Source organism: Delftia sp. UME58 (assembly GCF_014170385.1).
GTDB lineage: Bacteria > Pseudomonadota > Gammaproteobacteria > Burkholderiales > Burkholderiaceae_C > Comamonas > Comamonas acidovorans.
The window spans coordinates 1-26,603 of record NZ_LZZV01000055.1; the positions used below are offsets into that span (position 1 = coordinate 1).

The 26,603-nt window shown below is 68.9% G+C and carries 21 protein-coding genes and 1 pseudogene; 10 read left to right on the forward strand and 12 right to left on the reverse strand.

Annotation, left to right across the window (positions count from 1 at the left end):
• Both A9976_RS15550 and A9976_RS15555 read left to right on the forward strand, forming a co-directional pair.
• Positions 1 to 802, forward strand: an 802-nt coding sequence (locus tag A9976_RS15550) for an N-acetylmuramoyl-L-alanine amidase (RefSeq protein ID WP_183019765.1), incomplete at its 5' end; no start/stop codon positions are given.
• A 216-nt stretch (positions 803 to 1,018) separates the two neighbouring features.
• Entirely contained in the window at positions 1,019 to 1,252 is a 234-nt protein-coding gene (locus tag A9976_RS15555; protein WP_197955471.1) for a glycine zipper domain-containing protein, read from the forward strand.
• A gap of 77 nt (positions 1,253 to 1,329) precedes the next feature.
• Here the strand turns inward: A9976_RS15555 and A9976_RS15560 are convergent, their stop codons facing one another.
• On the reverse strand, positions 1,330 to 1,980 hold the full coding sequence (locus tag A9976_RS15560; protein ID WP_043782650.1) for a DedA family protein: 651 nt from the start codon (positions 1,978 to 1,980) through the stop codon (positions 1,330 to 1,332).
• Positions 1,981 to 2,253: 273 nt separating this feature from the next.
• Here A9976_RS15560 and A9976_RS15565 point away from each other — a divergent pair, with 273 nt between their 5' ends.
• Together A9976_RS15565 and mutL are read left to right on the forward strand one after the other, a co-directional pair.
• Positions 2,254 to 2,544: a glycine zipper 2TM domain-containing protein gene (locus A9976_RS15565; RefSeq protein ID WP_259649221.1), complete on the forward strand. Its 291-nt coding sequence runs from the start codon at positions 2,254 to 2,256 to the stop codon at positions 2,542 to 2,544.
• A gap of 164 nt (positions 2,545 to 2,708) precedes the next feature.
• Complete coding sequence (gene mutL, locus A9976_RS15570; protein ID WP_183019767.1) at positions 2,709 to 4,736, forward strand: DNA mismatch repair endonuclease MutL; 2,028 nt, start codon at positions 2,709 to 2,711, stop codon at positions 4,734 to 4,736.
• A gap of 16 nt (positions 4,737 to 4,752) precedes the next feature.
• Here mutL and A9976_RS15575 read toward each other — a convergent pair whose 3' ends face one another.
• Both A9976_RS15575 and A9976_RS15580 read right to left on the reverse strand, forming a co-directional pair.
• Complete coding sequence (locus tag A9976_RS15575; protein WP_232245738.1) at positions 4,753 to 4,956, reverse strand: hypothetical protein; 204 nt, start codon at positions 4,954 to 4,956, stop codon at positions 4,753 to 4,755.
• 23 nt (positions 4,957 to 4,979) lie between these two features.
• Positions 4,980 to 5,546, reverse strand: a pseudogene (locus tag A9976_RS15580) (amidohydrolase); the annotation flags it as partial.
• Between the two features lie 6 nt (positions 5,547 to 5,552).
• On the opposite strand from A9976_RS15580, the gene A9976_RS15585 reads away from it, so the two are divergent.
• On the forward strand, positions 5,553 to 6,020 hold the full coding sequence (locus tag A9976_RS15585) for a LysR substrate-binding domain-containing protein (protein WP_259649237.1): 468 nt from the start codon (positions 5,553 to 5,555) through the stop codon (positions 6,018 to 6,020).
• A gap of 7 nt (positions 6,021 to 6,027) precedes the next feature.
• On the opposite strand, the gene A9976_RS15590 is transcribed toward A9976_RS15585, so the two are convergent.
• The 4 genes from A9976_RS15590 to A9976_RS15605 form a co-directional block, all read right to left on the reverse strand.
• Entirely contained in the window at positions 6,028 to 7,485 is a 1,458-nt protein-coding gene (locus A9976_RS15590) for an efflux transporter outer membrane subunit (protein WP_183019768.1), read from the reverse strand.
• A gap of 28 nt (positions 7,486 to 7,513) precedes the next feature.
• Positions 7,514 to 10,765 carry an efflux RND transporter permease subunit gene (locus A9976_RS15595; RefSeq protein ID WP_013801083.1) on the reverse strand — a complete coding sequence of 1,084 codons (3,252 nt, stop codon included), beginning with the start codon at positions 10,763 to 10,765 and terminating at the stop codon, positions 7,514 to 7,516.
• Positions 10,766 to 10,851: 86 nt separating this feature from the next.
• Positions 10,852 to 12,135: an efflux RND transporter periplasmic adaptor subunit gene (locus A9976_RS15600; protein WP_183019769.1), complete on the reverse strand. Its 1,284-nt coding sequence runs from the start codon at positions 12,133 to 12,135 to the stop codon at positions 10,852 to 10,854.
• A 119-nt stretch (positions 12,136 to 12,254) separates the two neighbouring features.
• Positions 12,255 to 13,115: an alpha/beta hydrolase gene (locus A9976_RS15605; protein WP_183019770.1), complete on the reverse strand. Its 861-nt coding sequence runs from the start codon at positions 13,113 to 13,115 to the stop codon at positions 12,255 to 12,257.
• A 175-nt stretch (positions 13,116 to 13,290) separates the two neighbouring features.
• Here A9976_RS15605 and A9976_RS15610 point away from each other — a divergent pair, with 175 nt between their 5' ends.
• Both A9976_RS15610 and gdhA read left to right on the forward strand, forming a co-directional pair.
• Complete coding sequence (locus A9976_RS15610) at positions 13,291 to 14,205, forward strand: LysR family transcriptional regulator (RefSeq protein WP_183019771.1); 915 nt, start codon at positions 13,291 to 13,293, stop codon at positions 14,203 to 14,205.
• 352 nt (positions 14,206 to 14,557) lie between these two features.
• Complete coding sequence (gene gdhA, locus A9976_RS15615) at positions 14,558 to 15,901, forward strand: NADP-specific glutamate dehydrogenase (RefSeq protein WP_013801081.1); 1,344 nt, start codon at positions 14,558 to 14,560, stop codon at positions 15,899 to 15,901.
• Positions 15,902 to 15,985: 84 nt separating this feature from the next.
• On the opposite strand, the gene A9976_RS15620 is transcribed toward gdhA, so the two are convergent.
• Both A9976_RS15620 and A9976_RS15625 read right to left on the reverse strand, forming a co-directional pair.
• Positions 15,986 to 17,320 (reverse strand): serine hydrolase, encoded by a 1,335-nt coding sequence (locus tag A9976_RS15620; RefSeq protein ID WP_183019772.1) that lies wholly within the window; start codon positions 17,318 to 17,320, stop codon positions 15,986 to 15,988.
• A gap of 109 nt (positions 17,321 to 17,429) precedes the next feature.
• Positions 17,430 to 18,302, reverse strand: coding sequence for a methylglyoxal synthase (locus A9976_RS15625; RefSeq protein ID WP_012206945.1), 873 nt, complete (start codon positions 18,300 to 18,302; stop codon positions 17,430 to 17,432).
• A 149-nt stretch (positions 18,303 to 18,451) separates the two neighbouring features.
• Between A9976_RS15625 and A9976_RS15630 the strand changes: the two genes are divergently transcribed.
• On the forward strand, positions 18,452 to 19,354 hold the full coding sequence (locus tag A9976_RS15630; protein WP_183019773.1) for an alpha/beta hydrolase: 903 nt from the start codon (positions 18,452 to 18,454) through the stop codon (positions 19,352 to 19,354).
• Between the two features lie 27 nt (positions 19,355 to 19,381).
• On the opposite strand, the gene A9976_RS15635 is transcribed toward A9976_RS15630, so the two are convergent.
• Positions 19,382 to 20,821, reverse strand: coding sequence for an alpha/beta hydrolase (locus A9976_RS15635; protein ID WP_183019774.1), 1,440 nt, complete (start codon positions 20,819 to 20,821; stop codon positions 19,382 to 19,384).
• A 310-nt stretch (positions 20,822 to 21,131) separates the two neighbouring features.
• On the opposite strand from A9976_RS15635, the gene A9976_RS15640 reads away from it, so the two are divergent.
• Complete coding sequence (locus A9976_RS15640) at positions 21,132 to 22,802, forward strand: ankyrin repeat domain-containing protein (protein ID WP_183019775.1); 1,671 nt, start codon at positions 21,132 to 21,134, stop codon at positions 22,800 to 22,802.
• Positions 22,803 to 22,808: 6 nt separating this feature from the next.
• Here the strand turns inward: A9976_RS15640 and A9976_RS15645 are convergent, their stop codons facing one another.
• Complete coding sequence (locus A9976_RS15645; protein WP_183019776.1) at positions 22,809 to 24,059, reverse strand: YeeE/YedE family protein; 1,251 nt, start codon at positions 24,057 to 24,059, stop codon at positions 22,809 to 22,811.
• A 175-nt stretch (positions 24,060 to 24,234) separates the two neighbouring features.
• The gene (locus tag A9976_RS15650) at positions 24,235 to 25,200 is read right to left on the reverse strand and encodes a sulfurtransferase (RefSeq protein WP_183019777.1); all 966 of its coding nucleotides are present in this window, start codon (positions 25,198 to 25,200) and stop codon (positions 24,235 to 24,237) included.
• Positions 25,201 to 25,403: 203 nt separating this feature from the next.
• On the opposite strand from A9976_RS15650, the gene A9976_RS15655 reads away from it, so the two are divergent.
• A complete protein-coding gene (locus A9976_RS15655; RefSeq protein ID WP_043795801.1) occupies positions 25,404 to 26,600 on the forward strand; it encodes a multidrug effflux MFS transporter in 1,197 nt (398 codons plus the stop codon).
• The last annotated feature ends 3 nt before the right edge of the window (positions 26,601 to 26,603 follow it).

Here is a 26,603-nt window from a genome sequence, read left to right on the forward strand (position 1 = left end):
GCCCCGCCCTTCTGCACCTGCGCCCGTTCCGGCCCCTGCCCCCATTGCAGCGCCCAACATCGCCACCTCGCGCCAGACCGACCGCATCATCATCGTGGCGCTGGACCCCGGCCACGGCGGCGAGGACCCCGGCGCCACCGGCCCCAGCGGCACGCGCGAAAAGGACGTGGTGCTCAAGATCGCCCACCTGCTGCGCGACCGCATTAACGACACCCGCATCGGCGGCAGCCCCATGCGCGCCTTCATGACGCGCGACGCCGACTTCTTCGTGCCCCTGGCCACGCGCGTGGAAAAGGCCCGGCGCGTGCAGGCCGACCTGTTCATCAGCATCCACGCCGATGCCTTCACCACGCCGGCCGCCCGTGGTGCCAGCGTCTTTGCGCTCAGCGACAAGGGCGCCTCCAGCACGGCCGCGCGCTGGCTGGCCAACAAGGAAAACCAGTCCGACATCGTCGGTGGCCTGAACATGGGCTCGCAGGACCAGCATGTGCAGCGCATGCTGCTGGACATGAGCACCACGGCCCAGATCAAGGACAGCCTCAAGCTCGGCGGCGCCCTGCTCGGCGAGATCGGCAACATGGCCAAGCTGCACAAGCCGCGCGTGGAGCAGGCCGGGTTTGCCGTGCTCAAGGCGCCCGACATTCCCAGCGTGCTGGTGGAAACCGCCTTCATCAGCAACCCCGAGGAAGAGGCCCGGCTGCGCAGCAGCGCCTACCAGGTGCAGCTGGCCGACGCGCTGATGCGCGGCATCCGCAACTACTTCGCGCACAACCCGCCGCTGGCACGCAGCCGCTCCGTCTGACAGAGCCAAAAGGCACGAGCGTAGGGCACGGGCGATGCCGCCCGCAGCCGCTGTCGGACGGCAAAGACGGGACACGTCCGAGCCGCCCGGCGCCAGCTCGGGCAGATCTCCTACCGCTGCCGCAAGCCCTGAATGAGAGCATGCAAACATGTTCCACACAGTGCTTGCGCCATACGCCACTCACGGCGACAAGGCAGGCCATCACAGGAGATGAACATGAAGACACGCCAGACACGCCTCTATTCCATTGCCGCCGCAGCAGCCATTGCCCTGTTCTCTGCCGGCTGTTCCACCAACCCCAGCAGTGCACAGATCGGTACCGGCGTGGGCGCCGTGGCCGGTGGTGTCGTCGGGGATGCCCTGTTCGGCAGCACGCTGGGCACCGTGGGCGGTGCAGCCGCCGGTGCACTGATCGGTAACGAGGTGGGCAAGCGCAACGATCGCCGCTGATCCACTTTGCCCCCACTCCCATGAAAAAACCCCTTGCGCCATGAAGGTGCAAGGGGGTTTTTCTGTGCGCTGGCAGCTCAGGCAGCCGTCTTGGGCGCGCGCCCCGCGCGCCAGGCACCAAAGATGGCGATCAGGCCAGGCACCAGGATCAGGCCCCAGATGATCTTCTCCAGGTTCTCGCGCACCCAGGGCAGGTTGCCGAAGAAATAGCCGGCTGCGCTGATGCCGAACACCCAGACAATCGCCCCGCCCACATTGAAGGCAGTGAACTTGCCTCGGTTCATCGCAGCCACCCCGGCCACGAAGGGCGCAAAGGTGCGGATGAACGGCATGAAGCGGGCCAGCACGATGGTGATGCCGCCATAGCGCTCGTAGAACGCATGGGCCTGGTCGAAGGCGCGGCGGTTGAACCAGCGCGAGTCCTCCCACTGGAACACCTTGGGCCCTATGTAGCGGCCGATGGTGTAGTTGCACTGGTCGCCCAGCACGGCCGCCACCAGCAGCACGGTGCAGGCGATCGAATAGTCCATGAGGCCCACGCCGCACAGCGCGCCGACGATGAACAGCAGCGAGTCGCCGGGCAGAAAGGGCATGACCACCACGCCCGTCTCCACGAAGACGATGAGAAACAGCAGCGCATACACCCAGGGTCCATAGGCCACGACAAAGGCCTCCAGATGCTTGTCGATGTGCAGGATGAAGTCGATCAGGAACTGAATGATTTCCAAAAGAGAGTCCTCCGCGGCGGGCGCCGCACCGGCCCGTACTGTACTTCGCCGACATGCCCCCACGGCCGAGCCGGAGCCGGTCGCGCCATCGCACACACCGGCGCTTGCAGGAATCTACAAATGCTTGAAATCAAGCTTGTTTTGTTACACAACTTGATAAAACTCTACGAAAAACTCATGAGTGCGTCAGCTTTTTGCAGGCAAAGTGCTTCCATGCCGTCGGCAATGCCGGCCCGGCCTCACCACCATCGCCAAGACACAAGGAAGCAAGCCATGAACAAGACCCTTCGCACTTTCGCGCACAAGTCCGAACGCCAGCCCGGCTCCACGATGGGCCGCACCCTGGCCATCGCCGTCCTGCTGACCGGCGCGCTCGCGATGGGCGGCTGCGCCCACCGCCCCAACAATGCGCAACTGGGCACGGGCGTGGGCGCCGTGGCCGGTGGCGTGCTGGGCAGCGCGCTGTTCGGCACCACGCTGGGCACCGTGGGCGGCGCCGCGGCCGGTGCGCTGGTCGGCAACCAGATGGGCAGCAACAGCGACCGCGCAGGCCGCCGCCGCTGACCCTGCAGCCACCCTCATTCAAGAAGTGCCCCCGGCTCCGGCCTTTGTTGCCGGGGACGCCTCTTGGAGCCGCTTTCGCGGCTCCTTTTTTTTGCGGGGGCCGGCATCGCACACCCCATTCCCACAGCCACGAAGCGGTGGATGCCAGCACCTAGAATTGCCGCGTGAACGCATCCATCCACTCTTCCGACACCCTCCCCCGCCGCCCCATCCGCGACCTGCCCGACGAGCTGATCAGCCAGATCGCGGCAGGCGAAGTCGTCGAGCGCCCTGCCTCGGTGGTGCGCGAACTCGTGGACAACGCCCTGGATGCGGGCGCCCGCCAGATCAACGTGCGGCTGCTGGCCGGCGGCGTGCGGCTGATCTCGGTGGAGGACGACGGCGGCGGCATCCCGCGCGACGAGCTGCCCGTGGCATTGCGCCGCCATGCCACCAGCAAGATCACCGACCTGCACGACCTGGAGACCGTGGCCACCATGGGCTTTCGCGGCGAGGCGCTGGCGGCCATCTGCTCGGTGTCGGAGGCATCCATCCTCTCGCGCCCTGCGGGCCAGGACTCGGCCTACCTGCTCGATGCGCGCAGCGGCGAGCTGCGCCCCGCCGCCCGCAACCAGGGCACGACGGTCGAGGTCAAGGAGCTGTTCTTCTCCACGCCGGCCCGTCGCAAATTCCTCAAGAGCGACGCCACGGAGCTGGCCCACTGCATCGAGTCCGTGCGTCGCCATGCACTGGCCAGGCCCGACGTGGGCTTTGCCATCTGGCACGAAGGCAAGCTGGTCGAGCAGTGGCGTGCCGCCGGCAGCATGTCGGACGAAGCCCTTGCGCGCCGCCTGGGCGATGTGCTGGGCGACGCCTTCGTTCAGAACTCCGTGACGGTGGAGCACTGGTCGGGCGCCGTCCACGTCACGGGCCGCGCGGGCATTCCCGATGCGGCGCGCTCCCGACCCGACCACCAGTTCTGCTACGTCAATGGCCGCTTCGTGCGCGACAAGGTGCTGACCCACGCATCGCGCAGCGCCTACGAGGATGTGCTGCACGGCCACAAGCAGCCCGTCTATGCGCTCTACGTGGAGATCGACCCCGCGCGCGTGGACGTGAACGTACACCCCACCAAGATCGAAGTGCGCTTTCGCGACAGCCGCGAGGTGCACCAGGCCGTGCGCCACGCCATAGAGAACGCGCTGGCCGCCCCGCGTGCCGCCGCAGCAGCCGCTGCGGCTGCCGAAGAGGCCGCGCGCACGCCCGAGCTTGCGCCCGCAGCTGCGGCAGCGCCGGCCACGGCGCCCAAGGCATCCATGCCCGCCTGGCCCCAGGCCCGCATGAGCTTTGGCGATGAGCAGGGCGGCCACAAGGTCAGCAATATGGCGGGCCTGTGGGCCCCCATGCGCGAGACCGCTGCCGCAACGGCTGCAGGTCCGGCCCCGGCCTTGGCCGTCGAGCAGCCAGCCGTGCCCACTGCGGCCCTGCCCCCCGTCAGCTACGCGCCGCCGGCTTACGCGCCGGCCGTCCAGTCCCCGCCTGTTTCCGTTGCCGAGCCCTCTCCAGCGGATTTCTCTGCGCCCCAAACATCGCCCGCAGCGGCCCAGGCAGCGTCCGACGAGCCCGTCTGGCCCCTGGGCCGCGCGGTCGCCCAGATCCATGGCGTGTACATCCTGGCCGAGAACGCCCAGGGCATGGTCGTGGTGGACATGCATGCGGCGCACGAGCGCATCGTCTACGAGCAACTCAAGAATGCCGTCAACGCGGCAGAGCAAATCCCCAGCCAGCCGCTGCTGATTCCCGCCACCTTCGCCGCCACGGCCGAGGAAGTGGCCACGGCCGAGGCCCATGGCGACACGCTGCAGGCCCTGGGCATGGAGGTTTCCCCCTTCTCGCCCAAGACGCTGGCCGTGCGTGCCGTGCCCGCCACCCTGGCCCAGGGCGATGCCGTGGAGCTGGCGCGCAGCGTGCTGGCCGAGCTGGCCCAGCACGACGCCAGCACCGTGGTGCAGCGCGCGCGCAATGAGATCCTGGCCACCATGGCCTGCCACGGCGCCGTGCGCGCCAACCGCCGCCTGACGCTGGACGAGATGAACGCCCTGCTGCGCCAGATGGAAGTCACCGAGCGCTCCGACCAATGCAACCACGGCCGCCCCACCTGGCGGCAGATGAGCATGAAGGAGCTGGACGCGCTGTTCCTGCGCGGCCGCTGAAAGCCCCCGCCCCGCGTCAGTCGCGCATCCGGCTGAACGCCGCCAGTGGCTCGTACTTGCGGTCTTCCTCGGTGATCAGGCGTGCCAAGTCCTCGCGGCCCGTGGCCGGCACCATGCCCGCATCTGCCAGGCGCTTGCGCACGGCGGACTCGGCCAGCGCCTGCTGCAATGCGGCGGAAATACGTCCTGCGGTGGGCGCAGCCAGTCCACGCGGCGCCATCAGCGCGAACCAGCCGACCAGTTGCGTTCGCGCAGCAGGGCACGCACCTCGGGCCGGTAGGCGCGCACGGACAGGCGCAGCTCCACCTCGCCGGGGATGACATTCGGTGCATCGCCGCCATGGATGGCACCCACGCTGACCACGGCCATGTCACGCGGATCGACATTGCGCGAGACCACGGTCTGCAGCGCCAGCACCAGGTGGGCCGCCGCCACCACCGGGTTGGCCGACAGATGGGGGGCCGAGCCATGGCCGCCCTTGCCGCGCACGGTGATGATCACCGTGTCCGACGAAGCCATGAACGAGCCCTCGCGAAAGCCGAACTGCCCCTCGGCAAAGCCCGGCATGTTGTGCAGCGCAAAGATGGCATCGCAGGGGAAAAGATCGAACAGGCCGTCCACCACCATCTTGCGGCCGCCACCCAGGCCCTCCTCGGCCGGCTGGAAGATCAGGTGCAGCGTGCCATCGAAGCCGCGCGCCTGGGCCAGTTCGCGCGCGGCGGCCAGCAGGATGGCGGTATGGCCGTCATGCCCGCAGGCATGCATGCGGCCCGCGTGGCGGCTGGCATAGGGCAGGCCGGTCTGCTCGTGCCGAGCCTGCTGCCCCATGTGCTGCGCGCCTTCCGCACCGGCCACCCGCTGGCAGGCGCCCGTTCGCTGGCCGAGCTGATGGACTGCGACTGGCTGCTCAACTACACCCCGCCCGAAGAGGACGACCTGGTGCGGCGCCTGTTCCTGCGCCACGGCCTGCCCGTGCCCGTGGGCCACATCCACCTGGTGCATTCGGCATCGCTGCTGCTGCACCTGATCGCGCACAGCGACATGCTCTCGTTGTGCCCCTGGCCGCAGATCGAGTCGGGCGTGCCCCGGGGCACCCTGGTGCCGCTGTCCCTGCGCGAGCAGTTCGAGCCCCACACGGTGGGCGTGGTCCAGCGCGGCCACGGCCCCCTGCCCTGGGTGGCCGAGCGCTTCGTGCACCACCTCATGGAGCAGGTCCACGCCTGCCGCCACAGCCCGGACCCGGTGCTGCAGCGCGTGTTCCGCTCCATCGACGTGCTGGCCTGAGAGTGCCTCAGCGCAACGTGGCCTGGGCCACCGGCACGTCAGCCGGTACATCCCAGCCCCCGCCCAGCGCGCGGATCAGGCCCACGGCTGCCTGGTACTGGGCGGATTTCACCTGCAGCGCCTGGCGGCGGTTGCGCAGTTCGCTGCGGCGCGCATCCAGCAGGTCCAGCTGGCTGACGTAGCCATTGCGGTAGCGCGTGTCCGACAGGCTGGTGGCACGCTTGGCGGCCACCACGGCCTGGCCCTGCACGGTGGACTGCTCCTGCAGGATGCGGATGGACGACAGCTGGTCCTCCACCTCCTGGAAGGCCACCAGCGCCTGCTGGCGGTAGGCGGCCAGCGCGGCATCGAGCTGTGCGCCTGCGGCCTGCACACCGGCCTCGCGCCGGCCGCCGTCGAACAGCGGCAGCGACAGCAGGGCGCCCACGCCCCAGGAGCGCATGGACCACTTGAACAGGTCACCGACCTCGGGCGAGGCATGGCCGGCCGCGCCGGTCAGCGAGATGCTGGGAAACCATGCCGTCTTGGCCACGCCCACGCGCGACTGGGCCGCGAACACGGCGCGCTGCGCGGCCGAGATGTCGGGCCTGCGCATGAGCACCGTGGCCGGCACGCCGGCTGGAATAGAAGGCAGCGCCGTGGTCCAGGCGCCTTCGCCCAGGCCGAAGCGCGAGGCCGAGTCGCCCACCAGCACGGCCAGCGCATGCTCGACCTGGGCGCGCTGGCGGTCCAGTGCCAGCGCGTCCGATTCGGTGGCCGACAGCTCGGCCTGGATGCGGGCCACGTCCAGCTCGGCAATGTCGCCGGCCTGCAGCCTTCGCTCCGACAGGCGCAGCGTGTCGCGGTAGGCCTCCACGGTCTCGCGCATCAGGGCGCGCTCGGCGTCCAGTGCGCGCAGCTGCAGATAGGTCTGTGCGACCTCGGCCTGCACGGCCAGCCGGGTGCTTTGCAGCAGGGCCTCCCGGCCCTCGGCATCCAGCCGCGATGCGTCGGCCGCCTGGGAAATGCGGCCGAACAGATCGACCTCATACGACAGGTTCAGCCCCGCATTGACCAGGGTGGCAGGCCGCGTGCCCGAGGCCTTGTCCAGCCCCGCGCCGCGCGTGGCCCCTGCGCCCAGGCCCAGTTGGGGCATGCGCTCGGCATTGGCGCTGCGCGCCAGGGCGCGGGCCTCGGCCAGGCGTGCGGCCGCGGCCTGGATGCCCTGGTTGTCCAGCGTGGCCTTGTCCACCAGCGCGTTCAGCGCCGGATCGGCAAAGGCCAGCCACCATTGGCCGCGTGCCTGGGCTTCGGCGGGCAGGGCCTGGGTCCAGCCCGCCTGCGGCGCGGCGCCCTGCTCCTTGAAGGCAGGGGCGGCCGGCAGCTCTGGCAGGCTCTGGGACACGCTGGCGCAGCCGGCCAGGGCCAGCGCCGCCACCAGGGGCAGCAGACGCCTGGACAGTTTCGAAAGCGATGGGATCTTCATGATCGGTTCCTGTTCTTGTGGTGTGGGCTCATTCATGCTCGCCACGCGCAGCAGAGGGCATGGGCAGCGCGCCGCCACCCGAGGCATGGCCGTGGGCGGGTGCATGTGCAGGGGCCTCTTCCTCCATCTCGGGCCCATGCTGCTTGAGCGGCCTGTTGCCTGCCAGGCGGCGCATCAGCACGTAGAACACGGGTGTCAGGAACAGGCCGAAGGCCGTCACCCCGATCATTCCCGAGAACACGGCCACGCCCATGGCACGGCGCATTTCCGAGCCCGCGCCCGTGGACAGCACCAGGGGCAGCACGCCCATGACGAAGGCCAGCGAGGTCATCAGGATGGGGCGCAGGCGCAGCCGGCTGGCCTCGATGGCGGCCTGTATGGGCGTGCGGCCCTCGAACTCCAGCTCCCGCGCGAACTCCACGATCAGGATGGCGTTCTTCGCACTCAACCCCACCAGCACGATGAGCCCGATCTGCGTGAAGACATTGCTGTCCCCGCCCGACAGCCACACGCCGGTCATGGCCGCCAGCAGGCCCATGGGAACGATCAGGATGATGGCAATGGGCAGGGTCAGGCTTTCGTACTGCGCGGCCAGCACCAGGAAGACCAGCAGCAGGGCCAGCGGGAACACGATCACCGCCGAATTGCCGGCCAGGATTTCCTGGTAGGTCAGGTCGGTCCATTCGAAATCGATGCCCTTGGGCAGGGTCTCGGCCGCGATGCGCTTGATGGCGTCCTGCGCCTGGCCCGAAGAGAAGCCCGGTGCGGCACCGCCGTTGATGTCGGCCGTGAGGTAGCCGTTGTAGCGCATGGCGCGCTCGGGGCCGAAGCTGGAGTCCACCTTCATCAGCGCCGACAGCGGAATCATCTCTCCCGAGCTGGAGCGCACCTTGAGCATGCCCACGTCCTCGGCACGCGCACGGTAGGGCGCATCGGCCTGCACGCGCACGCTGTAGGTGCGGCCGAACTTGTTGAAGTCGTTCGCATACAGGCTGCCCAGGTAGATCTGCATGGTGTCGAAGATATCCGTCACGGGCACGCCGAGCTGGCGCGCCTTGGTGCGGTCGATGTCGGCATACAGCTGGGGCACGTTGACCTGCCAGCTGGTGAACATGCCGGTCAGCTCGGGCGTCTGGTAGGCCTTGGCCATGAAGGCCTTCACGGCCGCATCCATCTGGTCATAGCCCAGGGATGCGCGGTCTTCCAGCTGCAGCTTGAAGCCGCCCGTCGTGCCCAGGCCCGCCACGGGTGGCGGCGGGAACATGACGATGAAGGCGTCCTGGATGCCTGCGAAGGCCTGGTTGAGCTGCCCGGCCACGGCGCCGCCGCTCTGGTCGGCGCGCTTGCGCTCGTCGAAGGGCTTGAGCGTGGCGAAGACGATGCCCGAGTTGGAGCTGTTGGTGAAGCCGTTGATGGACAGGCCCGGGAAGGCGATGGTGTCCTCCACGTTGGGGTTGTCCTTCATGATCTCGCCCATGCGGCGGATCACCTCGTCCGTGCGGTCCAGCGTGGCGCCGTCGGGCAACTGGGCAAAGCCGATCAGGTACTGCTTGTCCTGCGCGGGCACGAAGCCCGAAGGCACGGCCTTGAACAGGCCGAAGGTCACGGCGATCAGCGCCAGGTAGATGGCCAGCATCAGCGCCTTGCGCGAGATCACGCGGCCCACGCCGCCGCTGTAGGCCTCGGAGCCCCGGTGGAACATGCGGTTGAAGCCGCGGAACAGCCAGCCGAAGGCACGGTCCATGCCGCGCGTCAGCGCGTCCTTGGGTGCATCGTGGCCGCGCAGCAGCAGGGCTGCCAGCGCGGGCGACAGGGTCAGCGAGTTGATGGCCGAGATCACCGTGGAGATGGCGATGGTCACCGCGAACTGCTTGTAGAACTGGCCCGTGAGGCCGCTGATGAAGGCCAGCGGCACGAACACCGCCACCAGCACCAGGGCGATGGCGATGATGGGCCCGGACACTTCGCGCATGGCGCGGTAGGTGGCGTTGCGCGGCGTGAGACCGGCCTCGATGTTGCGCTCCACGTTCTCGACCACGACGATGGCGTCATCCACCACGATGCCGATGGCCAGCACCAGGCCGAACAGGCTCAGCGCGTTGATGGAAAAGCCCAGCAGATGCAGCACGGCAAAGGTGCCGATCACCGACACCGGCACGGCCAGCAGCGGGATGATGGAGGCGCGCCAGGTCTGCAGGAACAGGATCACCACCAGCACCACGAGCACGATGGCCTCCAGCAGCGTGTGCACCACCGATTCGATGGAGGCGCGCACGAACTGCGTGGGGTCGTAGGCGATGCGGTACTCCAGGCCCTCGGGCATGTTCTTGTTCAGGGCCTCCATGGTCTTGCGCACATTGGCCGAGATTTCCAGCGCATTGGAGCCCGGCGCCTGGAACACGCCCATGCCCACGGCCGGGTCGTTGTTCAGCAGCGAGCGCAGCGAATAGTCGGCCGCGCCCATCTCCAGGCGGCCGATGTCGCGCAGGCGGGTCACGGCGCCATCGCTTCCGCTCTTGACGATGATGTCGCCGAAGTCCTCCTCGCTCTGCAGGCGGCCCTGGGCGTTGATGGACAACTGCATGTCCACGCCCGGCAGCCCCGGCGAGGCGCCGACCACGCCGGCTGCGGCCTGCACGTTCTGGCCGCGGATGGCGGCCACCACATCGCTGGCCGACAGGCCGCGCTGCGCCACCTTCTGCGGGTCCAGCCACACGCGCATGGCGTAGTCGCCGCCGCCGAAGATCTGGATCTGGCCCACGCCCTCGATGCGCGCCAGCGGGTCCTTGACGTTCAGCACCGCGTAGTTGCGCAGGTAGTTGATGTCATAGCGCTGGTTGGGCGAGACCAGGTGGACCACCATGGTCAGGTCGGGTGCGCTCTTGACCGTGGTGATGCCCAGGCGGCGCACTTCCTCGGGCAGGCGCGGCTCGGCCTGCGAGACGCGGTTTTGCACCATCTGCTGCGCCTTGTCGGGGTCGGTGCCCAGGCGGAAGGTGACGGTCAGCGTCATCACGCCGTCGCTGGTGGCCTGGCTGCCCATGTAGAGCATGCCTTCGACGCCGTTGATCTGCTCTTCCAGCGGCGTGGCCACGGTCTCGGCGATCACCTTGGGATTGGCGCCCGGGTACTGGGCGCGCACCACCACGGACGGCGGCGCGACCTCGGGGTATTCCGAGATCGGCAGCCCGCCCATGGCGATCAGGCCGGCGATCAGCATCAGCAGCGAAAGCACGCCTGCGAAGATCGGCCGGTCAATGAAGAATTTGGATAGGTTCATGGTGTTTGGCTCCGCCACGGCAAAGCGCGGCCCATGCCGCCTGCGGTCAGGCGGCATTTCAGAGGCAGGAAAGGTGTGCGGCTAGATCAGGACTTGGTTGCGTCAGCCACTTGTTCGGCCACCTGCCGGGTGCCCGGCTGGCGGGCATCGGCTCGCGCATCCATGGACACCTCCTTGGGCGCGACCAGGGCGCCGGGGCGGATGTGCTGCAGTCCGTTGACGACCACGCGCTCGCCGGGCTGCAGGCCCTGGGTCACGTTGCGCAGGCCGTTGACCGAGGCGCCCAGGGCCACCTCGCGGTACACGGCCTTGTTGTCGCCGCCCACCACCATCACGTACTTCTTGCTCTGGTCCGTGCCGATGGCGCGCTCGCTGACCAGCAGCATGCTGCTGTCGCGCGCCTGGCCCATGCGGATGCGGGCGAACTGGCCGGGCATGAGGGCGCCGTCCTTGTTGTCGAAGGCGGCGCGCACGCGCACCGTGCCGCTTCGGGCATCGACCTGGTTGTCGATCAGCTGCAGCCGGCCCTCGAAGGGCGTGCTGCCGGCCGTGGCCGTGCCCATCTGCACGGGAATGCTGTCGATCCTGGCGCGGTTGCCCGCGCCGCCGCCCAGCTCCTTGAGCGCGCGCGTGATGACCTGCTCATCGGCATCGAAGCTGGCATAGATGGGGCTGACCGAGACCAGCGTGGTCAGCACCGGCGCGCCCGGGCCTGCGGCCACCAGGTTGCCCACGGTGATCTCGCGCTTGCCGATGCGGCCCGACACGGGGGCACGCACCTGGGTGTAGCCCAGGTTCAGCCGCGCCGATTGCAGGGACGCCTGGGCCGCGCGCAGATTGGCCTCGGCCTCGCTGCCCGCATTGATGCGCTCGTCCAGCTCGCGCTGGGCAATCGCCCGCTCGTCCCACAGGCGGCGTGCGCGCTCCTGCTCGCTGCGCGCATAGGACTGGCGCGCCTGGGCCGAGGCCACCTGGGCTTCGGCACGCTCGACCTCGGCCGCATACGGTGCGGGGTCGATGGTGATCAGCAGGTCGCCCTGTTTGACCAGCGCGCCTTCGCGAAAGTGCACGGCCTGCACGGCGCCAGCCACGCGCGAGCGTATGTCCACGCGCTCCACGGCTTCGAGGCGGCCCGAGAACTCGTCCCAGGCGGTGACCTCGCTTTCAGCGACCGTGGCCACCGACACGGGCGTGGCGGCGGGCTGGGCGCTGGCGGGCGCGTCATCGGCCTTGGCATCGAAGCCATGCAGGCCGAACAGGCCGGCGCTGACGGCAAGGATGGCCGCAGCGGCGGCAGGCAGCTTCCAGCCCTTGCGCTGGGCCGAGGCGGAAGAAGAGGGTGAGGTGGATGAGGTGGATTGGGTGGACATGGTGTTTTTTTGCGTAATTCAGGGAACACGATGCCCGCCCGGCGCCTGAACGCGCCGGGAAGGCGGAATCGGAATGGAAAACGGGGCAGCAAGGTTCGCCGGCTGCAGCGGCGCGGGGCCTAGCCCGGTGCTGCGGGCTTGGTCATGGTGGCCTCGAAGAAGTCATGCACATGCTGGGACACGGCGGCGCTGCAGGCCGTACAGGCCTGGGCATCGGACAGGGCCTGCGGCCAGTTCGACGCGCTGGGCAGCACATGGCTGCTGGCCGTCACCCCGGCCGCGCGCAGGCGGGCCGCATAGGCCTGGGCCTCGTCGCGCAGCGGGTCGTCGCCACCCACCAGCACCAGGGCCGGCGGCAGCTGGGCCAGGCGCAGCGAGCTGCCGGGCACGGCATAGGGATGCATGGCGTCCTTGGGGCAGCTCAGGTACTCGCGCCAGCCCGTGGCCCAGCGGCATTCGCCGGCCTCGGGCGTGGCCTCGCGCTGCGAGGCGGTGCCCGTGCAGGGATCGAGCATGGGCGACACCAGGATCTGGCCCGCCAGCGGCGGATGGCCCCGGTCGCGCGAGATCACGGCCACGGCAGCGGCCAGGTTGCCGCCCGCCTCCTCGCCGGCGAGGAACAGCGGCGCGCCCTTGCCCGCCATCTTCACGCGGTGCTTGTACAGCCACTGCAGCACGGCGTAGCCCACCTCGATGGGCTGGGGAAACGGATGCTCGGGCGCCAGCGGGTAGGCCAGCGACACCACGACGGCGCCCGCCTCGGCCAGCAGCCTGCCGATGTAGCGCCCGTTGTCCAGCGTGCCGCAGACAAAGGTGCCGCCATGGAAATGCAGCACCAGCGGCGAGACCGTGCCGGGCCTGCGCTGGCCATAGGCGCGCGCAGCCACGGCGCCGTGTTCGGGCAGCTCGATGGTGAATTCTGTTTCGGCAATCTGCGCCCCGGCGGCGGGGCCATTCGGAAGCGACGGGGAAGTGGACATGGCGCGAACCTGCGGCAATGGTCGATGGTTGGAATATAGGCGGCGCCGGCCATGTCTGAAATAGCAACGCAGCCATCGCTCTGTTTCCGTTTCACGAACAATCGCCCGATACCGCGCATGTGAGAATTCCGCCGAGCCGGCATTCCCTTGCCGGGCGCTGCAGGAGCAACTTTCCATGGACCAGATCCAGGCCATGCGTGTCTTCGTTCGCGTGGTGGAAGCCGGCAACTTCACCCGCGCCGCCGATTCGCTGGACCTGCCCAAGGGCACGGTCACCAAACAGATACAGGCGCTGGAGGCGCGCGTGCGCGTCAAGCTGCTCAACCGCACGACGCGGCGCGTCACCGTCACGCCCGATGGCGCGGCCTACTACGAACGCGCGGCGCGCCTGCTCAACGACTTCGACGATCTCGAAGCCAGCATGGTCAACACCCAGACCGCGCCCAGCGGGCGGCTGCGGCTGGACGTGGGCAGCTCCATGGCCCGGCTGATCATCATTCCGGCGCTGACCGAATTCTGCGAACGCTACCCCGACATACAGATCGACCTGGGCGTGGGCGACCGCCTGGTGGACCTGATCAGCGACAACGTGGACTGCGTGATCCGCGGGGGCGAGCTCAGCGACCAGTCCCTGGTGGCGCGGCGCATCGGCTCGATGAACTGGGTCACCGTGGCCTCGCCCGCCTACCTGGCGCGCCATGGCGTGCCCCAGCATCCCGGCGAACTCGAGACGAAGCACCAGATCGTCGCCTTCTTCTCGGGCCATACGCGGCGCATGTACCCACTGGAATTCCACCAGGGCGATGAGTCCATCGAGGTGGCGGGCAACTACCGCATCGCGGCCAACGACAGCAATGCCTACACGGCCGCCGTGCTGGCGGGCTTTGGCGTCGCGCAACTGGTCACCGCCTTTGCCCAGCCGCTGATCGACAGCGGCGAGCTGGTCGAGGTGCTGCCGGGGTGGACCCAGCCGCCGCTGCCCATTCACGTGGTCTATCCGCCCAACCGCCACCTCAGCGCCAAGGTGCGGGCCTTCGTGGACTGGGCGGCCGACCTGTTCGCGCGCCATCCCCAGCTGCAGCGCAGCTGAAGGAGCTGCCGGCTGAAGCTCCGGCGGGCCAAGCCCCGCCCGGCTGCAAGGCCTTCCTGGCCACTCTTCATGTCAGCTGGCATCGCGCCAGCCATTCCCATTCGCCATGGCCATGCACGCCACCGGATAAGGCTGATCCAGGCTGCCGCCTGCCCCGCTCACTCCGGCATGCAGGCCCAGGCCATGCACCAAATGCCGTCAACACCCCTCTGAAGATGCACCGAAAAACGGCATTCAAGCACCAAGCACGGGCACCTCTCACCAAAACGATGCATGACGGCATAACTTTTTGGCATAATTTTGGTTTGCACTCACCCCTTCCCGCAGCCGTTTTTTAGTCAGAGGTTTTTCCATGAAGTACGAGTCCGTCGGCCAATTCCTTGAAGAAGTGGCGCAACGCAACCCCGGCCAGCCCGAATTCCTGCAAGCCGTCACCGAAGTGATGGAAAGCCTCTGGCCCTTCATCGAGAAGAACCCCAAGTACGCCGAACTCGGCCTGCTGGAGCGCCTGGTCGAGCCCGAGCGCGTGGTCATGTTCCGCGTGAGCTGGACCGACGACAAGGGCCATGTGCAGGTCAACCGCGGTTTCCGCATCCAGCACAGCATGGCCATCGGCCCCTACAAGGGCGGCCTGCGTTTCCACCCCTCGGTCACGCTGTCCGTGCTCAAGTTCCTGGCCTTCGAGCAGACCTTCAAGAACGCGCTGACCACCCTGCCCATGGGCGGCGGCAAGGGCGGCTCGGACTTCGATCCCAAGGGCAAGAGCCCCGCTGAAGTCATGCGCTTTTGCCAGGCCTTCGTCACCGAGCTGTTCCGCCACGTGGGCCCGGATACCGACGTGCCGGCAGGCGACATCGGCGTGGGCGGCCGCGAAGTGGGCTTCATGGCCGGCATGTACAAGAAGCTGTCCAACAGCGCCGCCAGCGTGTTCACGGGCAAGGGCCTGTCCTTCGGCGGCTCGCTGATCCGCCCCGAAGCCACCGGCTACGGCACCGTCTACTTCGCCCAGGAAATGCTGGCCACGCGCGGCCAGTCCTTCGCAGGCAAGACCGTCTCCGTCTCGGGTTCGGGCAATGTGGCCCAGTACGCCGTGGAGAAGGCCTTGCAGCTGGGTGCCAAGGTGGTGTCGGTCTCCGACTCCTCGGGCACCGTGTATGACCAGGACGGCTTCACCACCGAGAAGCTGGCCATCCTGATGGACGTGAAGAACCACCGCTACGGCCGCGTGGACGAGTACGCCAAGCTGGTGGGCGCCGAGTTCCTGCGCGGCAAGACGCCGTGGCACCTGAAGGTGGACGTGGCCCTGCCCTGCGCCACGCAGAACGAACTGACCGAGGAAGACGCCAAGGTGCTGATCGCCAACGGCGTGGTCTGCGTGGCCGAAGGCGCCAACATGCCCTCGACCATCGAAGCCGCCAAGGCCTTCGAGAAGGCCGGCGTGCTGTACGCGCCGGGCAAGGCCAGCAACGCCGGTGGCGTGGCCACCTCGGGGCTGGAGATGAGCCAGAACGCGGCCCGCCTGTCCTGGCCCGCCGAGGAAGTCGATGCCCGCCTGCTGCAGATCATGCAAGGCATCCACGCCGCCTGCCTGAAGTACGGCAAGCGCGAGGACGGCACGGTCAGCTACATCGACGGCGCCAACATCGCCGGCTTCGTCAAGGTGGCCGACGCCATGCTGGCACAGGGCGTGATCTGAGCATCAAAGCTCCCAATCCCTGACGAAAGCCCATGCAGCCTGCTGCATGGGCTTTTTTCATGGAAAGAGATGGATTCGCACGCCTTACCTATCGCGCACCGCATCGGCCAGCGCCGCCCAGGCCTTGAGCGTCAGCGCCTGGGTGAAGCCCGCGCCCGCCACCGGGTGCGATGACAGCTTGACCACCACCATCTGCGCGGCCGGGTTCACGTGGATGAACTGGCCGTGTATGCCGGCCGCCTCGTAGGCGCCATCGGCGTTGTGCAGCACCCACCACTGGTTGCGGTAGCTGTAGCCGGGCCGCGCGGCCTGGATGCCGCGGAACTTGAACTGCTCGCGGTCGCCGCCGCGCGCAATGTCGTCCAGCACCGCCTTGTCGAAGATCTTGTGGCCGTTGAAGCTGCCGCCCAGGCGCAGCATCTCGCCCACGCGCGCCAGGTCGCGCGCCGTGGCGTTCAGGCCCGCGCCCTGCAGGGGCGTGCCGGTGCTGTCCACCATCACATAGGCGTCTTCCTGCATGCCCAGCTTCTGCCAGATGTTCTCGCTCATGAGATCGCTCCAGCGCCGCTGGGTGACGCGCGAGACGATCCAGCCCAGCACCTCGGAATGCACGGTGCGGTAGACAAAGCCCTCGCCGTGGGTGCCCTCCTTGGGCAGGGTCTTGAGAAAGTCGTAGACATTGGTCGGCCCCGCGTAGCCGGGCGGACGCGGCAGCATGCCCGAGGCCCAGGAGTAGCCGAAGATCTCGGTCCTGGGGTCGGTGTAGTCCTCGCGAAAGCGCACGGCCCCGGTCATGTCCATGACCTGGCGCACCGTCATGTCGCCCCAGGCCGAGCCTTCCAGCTCGGGCACGTACTTCGTCACCAGCGCCTGGGGGTCGATGCGCCCCTCGTGGGCCAGTTGCGCGGCCATCAGGCCGGTGAACGATTTGGTGACCGAGAACAGCAGGTGCGGCGAGCTGGCCTGCATCTGGTTCTGGTAGCGCTCGAAGACCACCCGCCCCTTGTGCAGCACCACGATGGCGTCGGTGTAGGTGCGGTCCAGCCACTGGTCCACGGTGACGGGCTGGCCCTTGTCGTCGTCAAAGCGCAGGCCGCCCAGGGCCATGGGCGCCTCGGGCAGGGCCGAGGGCGCCGCCGCGCCGCGCCGGATGTTCTGCGTGGGCTGAATTTCGCGCAGGTGCTGCACCACCCAGCGCAGTTGCGGATAGCGGTAGCCGTTGGACACATCCACACGCTTGTCTGCGGCCGGAGGAAAGCCCTGCATCAGCCCCAGTTGCTCCAGGCGCACGCTGTCGGGCGGCGGCAGCGCGGGCGCTGCGGGGGCCTGTGCCTGGGCCGCCACCCAGCCGGGCAGTAGCGCCAGCAGGGCCAGCATGGCCATGGCATGCCGGGAACGCCGAAAGAGCGGACTGACCATCGTTGTCTCCTTGGTTTTGGAAACGGCCAGTCTTGCAGAAAGCCCTCGGCCGGTCACGGGTGTTCGCCCGCCCGCAGGCCGCAAGGCTGTCGTCTGCGCGACGAAGGTCTCAGCGGCGCATCAAGGCCGCATCGCACCAGCGCTGCGCCACAGCCGGAGAAGTGGTGCAGACCGTGTCGTGCGTCACCGTGGTCACGGCGCGCTCCAGCAGCTGGATGTCGGCCTCGTGCTGGCGCGCCACATGCGGGTCCTCGAAGAAGATCACGCGCTGGCAGCGGCGGTCCAGCACCAGGTCGGCGATCTGCGCATCGCCGCCCAGCGGGCCGCTGTTGTAGCGGTCCACCCAGGGTCGGTCCTCGGGCCAGCCACGGCTCCAGGCCATTTCGTTGAGCCGCTGGCCCGTGGTGCCCGTGCCCACACGCCGGCCGAAGCGCGACAGCAGCTCGAAGTTGCGTGCCGCGAAATCCAGCATGGTGGGCTTGAGCGCATCGTGGGCGATCAGCGCCAGCGTCTGCTGCGCGTAGTCGTGGAAGCGCTGCGCGCCGGCATCCCTGGGAAGGCCGGCATGGATGCGCTCCATCTCGATCCAGTCGCGCGCCGAGGCCACGGTGGACAGGAAGGGCTTGCCGTGGATCACGCATTGGCGCTTGAGCGCCACGGCCTCGGGGAAGATGGAGGACGGATCGACCGGGTCGGTCAGATAAATGGCGCCGTCAATCGTGCGCTCGTCGCCTTCCACGCCCACCACCTCGGCCACCAGCTTCATCAGCCCGCCTTCGCGGCCATAGGGATAGCGGCGCAGGCCCCGGTAGGACGCCAGCATGCCGGCGGCCTGGATGGCGTCGAAGGTACGGCCCACGGCATGCAGGCCCAGCTGCAGCTCGCGGATGCCGGACTCGCAGGCGCGCAGCCAGCCGAACAGTGCGGCATCCTCGGTTTGGTGGTGGATTCGGTTGGCGGCCAGGCCCAGGCGTATCGGCATACAGGTTCACTCATCAACAGTGGGGAGAGGCCCGCATCGCCTTGTCGGCCCGCGAACCAGCGGCAAGAATAGCGCCAATCCATGACAGCGCCGGCCCGCAGGGCAGCGGCGCTGAACTTTTGGCCGGCCCGTGCATCCATTGTTGCGTCATGCCCTCAATGCTTCCCTTTCTGTGGCCCCGAAGGCGCCTGCACCGGATCACGGCGGCGCTGGGCGTGGCCGCGCTGCTGGCGGCCAGCGGCTGCTCCGTGCTGGACACCAAGCAGCGCGAATGGATCTTCCAGCCCAGCGACCGCAGCTGGCCCGGCGCCAACACGGCCGGCATGGAAGATGTCTGGATCGACATGCCGGCGCAGGACGGCGCCCGCCTGCATGCGCTGTGGCTGCCCCAGCCGGCCACGGCCAGCAACGCCCCCGTGCTGCTGTACCTGCATGGCGCGCGCTGGAACGTTGCCGGCTCCTCGCCGCGCATCCGGCGGCTGCACGAACTGGGCTTTTCGGTGCTGGCCATCGACTACCGGGGCTTTGGCAAGAGCAGCGCCGGCCTGCCGTCCGAGGAATCGGCCGCAGAGGATGCCCGCGCAGGCTGGGACTGGCTGGGCCGGCACGCGCCTGACCGGCCGCGCTTCATCTTCGGCCATTCGCTGGGGGGCGCCATCGCCATCGACCTGGCACGCAGCGTCCAGGATGAGGCCGGCGTCATGGTCGAGGCCACCTTCACCAGCATTCCCGACGTGGTCCGCAGCTTCCGCTGGGGCTGGCTGCCCGTGGGGCCGCTGATCACCCAGCGCTTTGCCTCCATCGACAAGGTGGCCGGCATAGGCTCGCCGCTGCTGGTCGTGCACGGCAGCGCCGATCCGCTGATCCCCGCCACGCTGGGCCGCCAGCTGTTCGAGGCGGCCAGCGAGCCCAAGCGCTTCGTGCTCATCGAAGGCGGCAACCACCACAACACCCAGTCGCGCGCCATGGAGCAATACCGGCAGGCGCTGGACGAGCTGTTCGGGCTGCGCCTGCTCGCACAGGCGCCCACAGCGCCGGCAAGCCCGCGCTGAGCGGCGCAGCCTGCGCCGCCTTCCGCGCTACGGGCAGCTTGCCGCGTTCTGCGAGATCACGGCGCGCAACTGCCGCGTGGTGGTGCTGTCATCCGGGCCCAGCGTGTTGCGCGTGTAGCGGCAGCCATAGGTGGGCGCGGCCACCGTGGCGGCCGTCTGCACATCGTCACCTCCCGGCTTGGCGCCGCCCTGCTCCCACTGCACCATGGCATCGAAGGCTTCCACCTGTTCGGCCACGGTGAAGTCGCAGTGCGATGCGCCGCGGATGGCGCGCTGCACCAGCCACTGGCTCCGGCCCTTGTCGGCCACGCGGCGCTGGTAGATCTGCTCCATGCTGAAGGGCACATACAGATCGCCCAGCGTATGCAGGGTCACCACGGGGATGTTGATATCGCCGGAAGTCACGGGAATCCAGCGCAGGCCGTCGCGGCGCGGCCGGTTGGCATCGGGAGCGGCCGTGCGCCTTTGCGCGGCGGCATTGAGCGCGGCCGAGGCCGCGGCATCCCCGTCGATGCGGTAGGTGAAGCGGTTGGTATCAGTCACATTGCGGTTCAGGATGCCGTTGACCGAGCCATCGCTGCCGAACACGCCCCAGACCGGCGCGAACGAGCCGCCCACGGCCACGCCCAGATCGAACAGCGGGCGCGGGCCACCCGTGAGGTTCTGGATGACCGACAGATAGGCGCGCCCCGTCGCGGTGGGAGCCGACGGAAAGGTGGTGAACAGGGCCGAGGTTACCTGGCCCTGGATGGCGGCCCACTCGGTGACAGGGCGCTGGGCCACGCCGGCCATGGCCTGCGCGGTGACCTGGGCCGCGGCGAAGTAGTCGAACAGTTCGGTATCTCCCGTCACGCCGCACATGGGCACGGCACCCTGGTAGCGCACCTTGTTCCTCGCGGTGGCCTGGGCCTCGGCCTCGATGGCCGCCGCCGTGACATGGCCGCCCATGGAATGGCCGGTGATGTACAGGCGCTGCGGCTGCGCCAGCGGCCGGCCGTGGGATGCGGCCAGGCGGTTGAAGGCCAGCGCCAGCGCATTCGTGTCCTCCACGCCGGCGCGCACGTCGTAGTAGTTCTTGCTGTAGCTGGACGCCGCCCAGGCATAGCCGTTCTGGATCAGGTACCGGCGTATGGACGGATTGGTGACGTTGAGCGCACTGCCCTCGCCCGCATAGCCGTGGGCATACATCACCAGGCGGCCATTCCAGTTGGCCGGCACCTCGATGCGGTAGGCCGCGCCTTCCAGCACACCGGCCCAGCGGCTGGTGCTGGCGTTGTCGACCACATCGCCCGAAGCGGCGGCCAGCGCATCGAAGCTGGTGGCCGAAGGATTGGCCGGCACAAAGCTGCGGCTGTCCTGTGCCCGCGTCTCCTCGGGCGCATCACCGTCCCCCCCGCCGCAGGCCGCAAGGCCCGTGGCCGCCAGCAGACCGAGATACTTCCAACGATTCCAACGCAGGGCTCGCATAAGACTGTCTCCTTGGGATGAAGGTGTTGAGGGGAACGCGCGCAAAAAAAAGGTTCAAGCGGGATTGCCGACGCAGCCTATGCCAGACAACTGGCCCGCCATGCGGGTAGGAACCCGCAAGCAGGGGCTGCCGGCTGTCACCCAGATGACTGTCGCCTTGCGCTAACATCCGCGCTTGCGGTGCAGGCCGCACCCGGACCTGCGGGAAGGGTTGAACCCACCTGTATGCGCCTCCCGGCGTTTTTCTCTTGCCACATGCCTTTGTGCGCCAAGCTGCAGGTCATTGGCCTTCGTGCACGGAGGTATTCCTGTGAAACGCATTCCCGCCCGGCCCGACATGGGCCACCTCAAGAAACAGGCCAAGCAACTGCTGGCCGCCTATCGCGCAGGCTCGGCCCAGGCCATGGAGTCCTTGCGCTCCCACCTGCCAGCGGCCAAAGGCCTTGCCGATGAGGCACTGGCCGCCAAGGACCTGCGGCTGCACGACGCCCAGTCCTGCGTGGCGCGCGAGCACGGTTTCGCTTCATGGAGCGAGCTGTCAGGCTACGTCGAGGCATGCCAGCGCCTGGCGGCGGACCCAGAGAAGTCCCGGCTGCACTGGCTGGCCCTGGTCTATGCCGGCGATGTGGCGGGCGGCACGCACCGCGCGCAGCCCGCGCTGGCCCGGCGCCTGCTGGACGAGCGGCCGGAACTTGCGGGCAGTGATGGCAGTGATCCCTGGGTGGCCTGCGCCACCGGCAATCTGGCCGTGCTGCGCGAGGCCGAGCGCAGCGACCCCGGCTGGCTGCGCCGAGCAGGCGGGCCGTTGGCGCTGCCGCCGCTGATGGCCGTCACCCATTCCTGCCTGCTGCGCCTGCCCGAATTCACCGAGCACCTGCACGCATGCGCGCGCTGGCTGCTGGACGCGGGCGCCGACCCGCTGCAGACCATAGGCAACCGCTGGCCACCCGCCTCGCTGCAGTCCCCCTCCGATACCGAGCGGCTGTCGGCCCTCTATGGCGCGGCCGACCAGAACCATGATGCGCAACTGACGCAGATGCTGCTGCAGGCCGGCGCCGACCCCAACGACGGCGAATCGCTCTACCACTCGCTGGAAGGCACGCCCGCCAGCCGCGAATGCACGCGGCTGCTGCTGCAAGCCGGCGCACGCGTGGACGGCAGCAATGCCCTGTTCCGCGTGCTGGACCTGGACGATGTGCAGGCCCTGCGCCTGCTGCTGGAGCATGGCGCCGATCCGAACGAGGACAACGGCCAGGGCGAATGGGGCCGCCCGCTGCTATGGGCCATCCGCCGGCGCCGCTCGCCCGCCCATGTGCAGGCGCTGCTGGATGCCGGCGCCGATCCGTCGGTCCGCACGCCGCAGGGCCTGAGTGCCGCTGCACTGGCGCGGCGCTTCGGCCTGCCCGACGTGGCCGCCCTGCTGGAACAGGCGGCGGGCAGAGAGCCCACCACGCCGCAGGAGCAACTCCTGGCCGCCTGCGCCGTGGGCGACGCAGCACAGGCCCGCCGTCTTGCCGCAGCCCACCCCGGGCTGCTCCAGGGCCTAGCGCCCGAACAACTGCGCATGCTGCCCGAACTGGCGGCCCTGGGCTGCATGGACGCCGTGCGCTGCATGGTGGAACTGGGCTGGCCCATCGCCGCGCGCGGCGGCGACTGGGATGCATCCGCACTGAACCAGGCCGTGTTCCGTGGCGATGCCGCCATGGCGCGCTTCCTGCTGGAGCACGGCGCACGGTGGACCGAACGCCACGCCTATGGCGACAACTGCGCAGGCACCCTGTGCTGGGCATCGCTGAACCGGCCTGAATCCACGGAACCCGGCGGCGGCGACTGGCTGGGCTGCGCCCAGGCCCTCATCGACCACGGCATGCCCCTGGCCAGGCCCGACCCCGAGGCGCCCGGCTGCGTGCTCATCGACGGAAGCCGGCAGCGGTATCCGGAGGAGATCGCGGATCTGCTGCTGGGCGTGGCTGCCGGCTGAAGGACCTCAGTCCCGGCTGGCCCGCCAGCGCCGCAGCACGAAACCCGCCCACAGCGCCGTGAACACGGCCGCGCCAAAGACCCAGCCCGACAGCGCGCCCGCCATGCTGCCCGACAGCAGCGTGCCGATGGTGCAGCCCAGCCCCGTCATGGCACCCCAGCCCAGCAAGGCGCCACCGGCCAGGCCGCGAGCCGCATCGCGCCAGGTGGGGCGGCGCGGCGTCCACTGGCGGCTGGCCACGGCAGCGCCCCAGGCACCGGCCACCAGGCCCAGCAGCAGCACGGCATGAGGGGTAAGCAGGCTGTTGAGCACGGCCGTGGCGCAACCGCCCAGGGTGTCGAGGCCGTGCAGGCGCTCGGGCACCCAGCCGCCCGCCTGGGCCCAGCCACGCACGGTGCTGCCCAGCGTGGTGGTCACGCCCAGCGGCCGCATGCGCACGATGGCGGCGGCCGCGATCAGGCCCACGGCCAGGCCGCCCAGCGCGGCGTTCCAGCGGCCTTGCCACAGTGACAGCCACAGCTGGCGCAGGCCCGGTGGCTGCGCCGGTTCTGCCGCAGGCTGCGGCTGTGCGCGGCCCGAGCGCCCATGAATGCGCCAGACCCAGGCCGCCAGCAGGCCCAGCACGGCCAGTTGCAGCGCCAGCGCGCCGCCATAGCCCAGATGGGCCGGCAGCCAGATGACGGGTGCATCGGCAATGGCCAGGCTGTACAGCGGGTTCCAGCTGCGAAACCCCAGCACGAAGCCCAGGCCCGTGCCGACCAGGGCAAACGGCGCCACGGGCGAGCCCTCGCCCAGCCGGTACCAGTGCGCGCTGATGCACGAGCCCGAGACCGACATGCCCGCGCCAAAGGCCAGGCCCGCCAGCACCAGCACCCAGCTCACGGGGCCTATGTGCATGTCGGGCGGCAACTGGCCCGGCTGGGGCACGGCCACCCAGCTGCCCAGCACCACGGTCATGCCCGCCGATCCCACGGCCAGCGCCAGCAGGATGGAGAGCACGCCGCGCGGATCGCCGAACTCGAACCAGTCGCGCGCATGGCAGTAAAAGCAAAAGCGCGAGCGCTGCAGCACCAGCCCCAGCAGCAGGCCCAGCGCCAGCGCAAAGACCAGGGTGCGCCCGCCGCCTTGCAGCTGCAGCTGCGCCGCCACAGGCCAGGCCGCAGCCAGCACGGCGGCCAAGGGCAGCCATCTGGTCCAGTCCCGTGCCCTGCGCCTGCCATTCACGTTCTGCGTGTGCTCACCGGTCACGCTTGTCATTCCTGCCCCCTTTGTTGCCATCCACGCATAAAAAAAAGGGGCCCGCAGACTGCGGGCCCCAAAGGAGCCGAGCTTTTGCCAAAGCCACTCGTCACCACCCCTGATCCGTCGAACCAAGAGCACCGACACCCCTCGCCCGGCCCCCGCCTTCAAGACAGGTTGATCGACTGCAGGATCATTTCGCGGCCCAGACCGTGCCGGCCGGGTTGTTGATGGGCACGCCCACGGAGTTGCCGTATTCGGTCCACGAGCCGTCGTAGTTGCGCACCTGGTAGCCCAGGATCTTGGACAGCGCGAACCAGGTGTGGCTGGAGCGCTCGCCGATGCGGCAGTAGGTGATGACGGGCTTGCTGCCGTCGATGCCCACGCCCGCATAGAGCTTCTTGAGTTCTTCGGCGGACTTGAAGCTGCCGTCCTCGCGCACGGCCTGCCCCCAGGGCACGTTGACGGCACCGGGGATGTGGCCGGCGCGGATGGCCAGCTCCGGCACGCCGGCCGGGGCGAAGACCTTGCCCTGGTATTCGTCGGCCGAGCGGATGTCGACGAGCCTGGCGTCGCTGCGTCCCTCGGCCGAGGCCAGCGCATCGGTCAGGCGCGCGCGCAGCGCGGTGTTGACCTTGCTCACGCGGTAGGTGGTGGCCGCATATTCCGGGGCGCGGTTGTTGAGGGGGCGGTTCTCGGCCTCCCATTTCTTGCGGCCGCCGTCCAGCAGCTTGACGTTCTGCACGCCATAGATGTCGAAGACCCAGGCCCCCCAGGCCGCGAACCAGTTGTTGGTATCGCCGTACAGCACGACCGTCGTGCCGTCCTTCACGCCGGCCTGGGACAGCAGCTTCTCGAACTGCTCCTTGCCCACGATGTCGCGGCGCACCTTGTCGTTGAGGTCGTTGTGCCACGAGAAATTGACCGCGCCCGGCACATGGGAGCGCTCGTACAGGCCGGGGTTGACGCTGACCTCGACGATGCGCACATCGGCGCGGTTGAGGTTGGCCGCCAGCCATTCGGTGCTGACCAGCGGGCCTTCGGGCACAGGCGCATTGGCATGGGCCGCACCACCGACCAGGGCCACGCCCCACAGCAGGGTGCACGCCCCCTGGCGCAGCGCGGCGGGAAGGGAGGAGAAAGCGGTCAGCGTTGCCATTGCGGTCCTTTGTTCACAGTTGCGTTGATCGGGTTGATTCCTCTGCAATGCAATGTAGGCAGGGCCCGGCCGGTTCCCAACTGCGCAATCCGCAGATGGATATGCACCGCCAGACATGGACAGCGGCACCCCTTGTTCTCTGCTACCCTCGGTCGCCTATGTCAGCGCCCCTGTCTCCCGCCGCCGCGCAAGCGCAGCCGGCCATGTCCCCCGTCCTGGTCGTCGTCCTGCTCGGCCTGCTGCTGGGGCTGCAGCCGCTGGCCACCGACCTGTACCTGCCGGCCCTGCCGTCGATACAGGCGGCCTTCTCCACCCAGGTGTCCCAGGTGCAGCTCACGCTGACGGCGTTCCTGCTGGCCTTCGGCTGCTCGCAGCTGGCCTGGGGGCCGCTGTCCGACCGCTTCGGGCGCCGGCCCATCCTGCTGGCGGGCATGTCCATCTACGTGCTGGCCGCGCTGGGCAGCGCCAGTGCAGAGACCATGGAGTCGCTGATCGCCTGGCGCGCGCTGCAGGGGGCATCGCTGGGCGCCGGCGTGATGTGTGCGCGTGCCATGGTGCGCGACCTGTTCGCGCCGCACCTGGGCGCCCAGGTCATGTCCAAGGCGCTGACCGGGCTGGGCGTGATCGCCTTCCTGAGCCCCGTCAGCGGCAGCCTGCTGGTGGATTCGCTGGGCTGGCGCTCGACCATGCTGGCCCAGGCGGTGATGGGCGCGCTGGCCCTGCTGCTGGTGGCCCTGCGCTTCACCGAGACACTGGCCCGCACCAATCCCACGGCGCTGCAGCCGCTGGCCCTGGCGCGCAACTGGATCACCATCGTGCGCCACCCGGGATTCCAGTCCTACCAGTTGCTGACCTGCTGCACCTATGCGGCCCTGTTCACCAACCTGGCCGCATCTTCCTTCACCTATATCCATGTGCTGGGCGTGAGCCGTACGGGCTACGGCCTGCTGATGGGCAGCAACGCGCTGTGCTACATCGCGGGCACCTTCCTGTGCCGCTGGCTGCTGCAGCGCATGGATGTGCGGCGCGCCGTGCAGATTGCCGGGCTGGCCAGCCTGCTGTCGGCCACGGCCATCGGCATTGCGGCGCTGGCCGATGCGCGCAGCCTCTGGGCCTATGCCCTGCCCTTCTATATCTTCCAGATCGCCCATGGCGTGCACATGCCCTGCGGCCAGAGCAATGCCATCGCGCCCTTCCCGCAGTCGGCGGGCACGGCCTCGGCGCTGAACGGCTTCACCATGATGCTCATCGCCTTTGCCATGGGACACTGGCTGGGCCTGCACCTGGACGGCCAGTCCACCCGGCCCATGGCCTTCGGCATCTGGTTCTGGGGCGTGTGCACGGCCCTGGTCGCCTGGGGGCTGGTGCGCCGCCATGGCCGCGTCGACGGCCACCGTTGATTC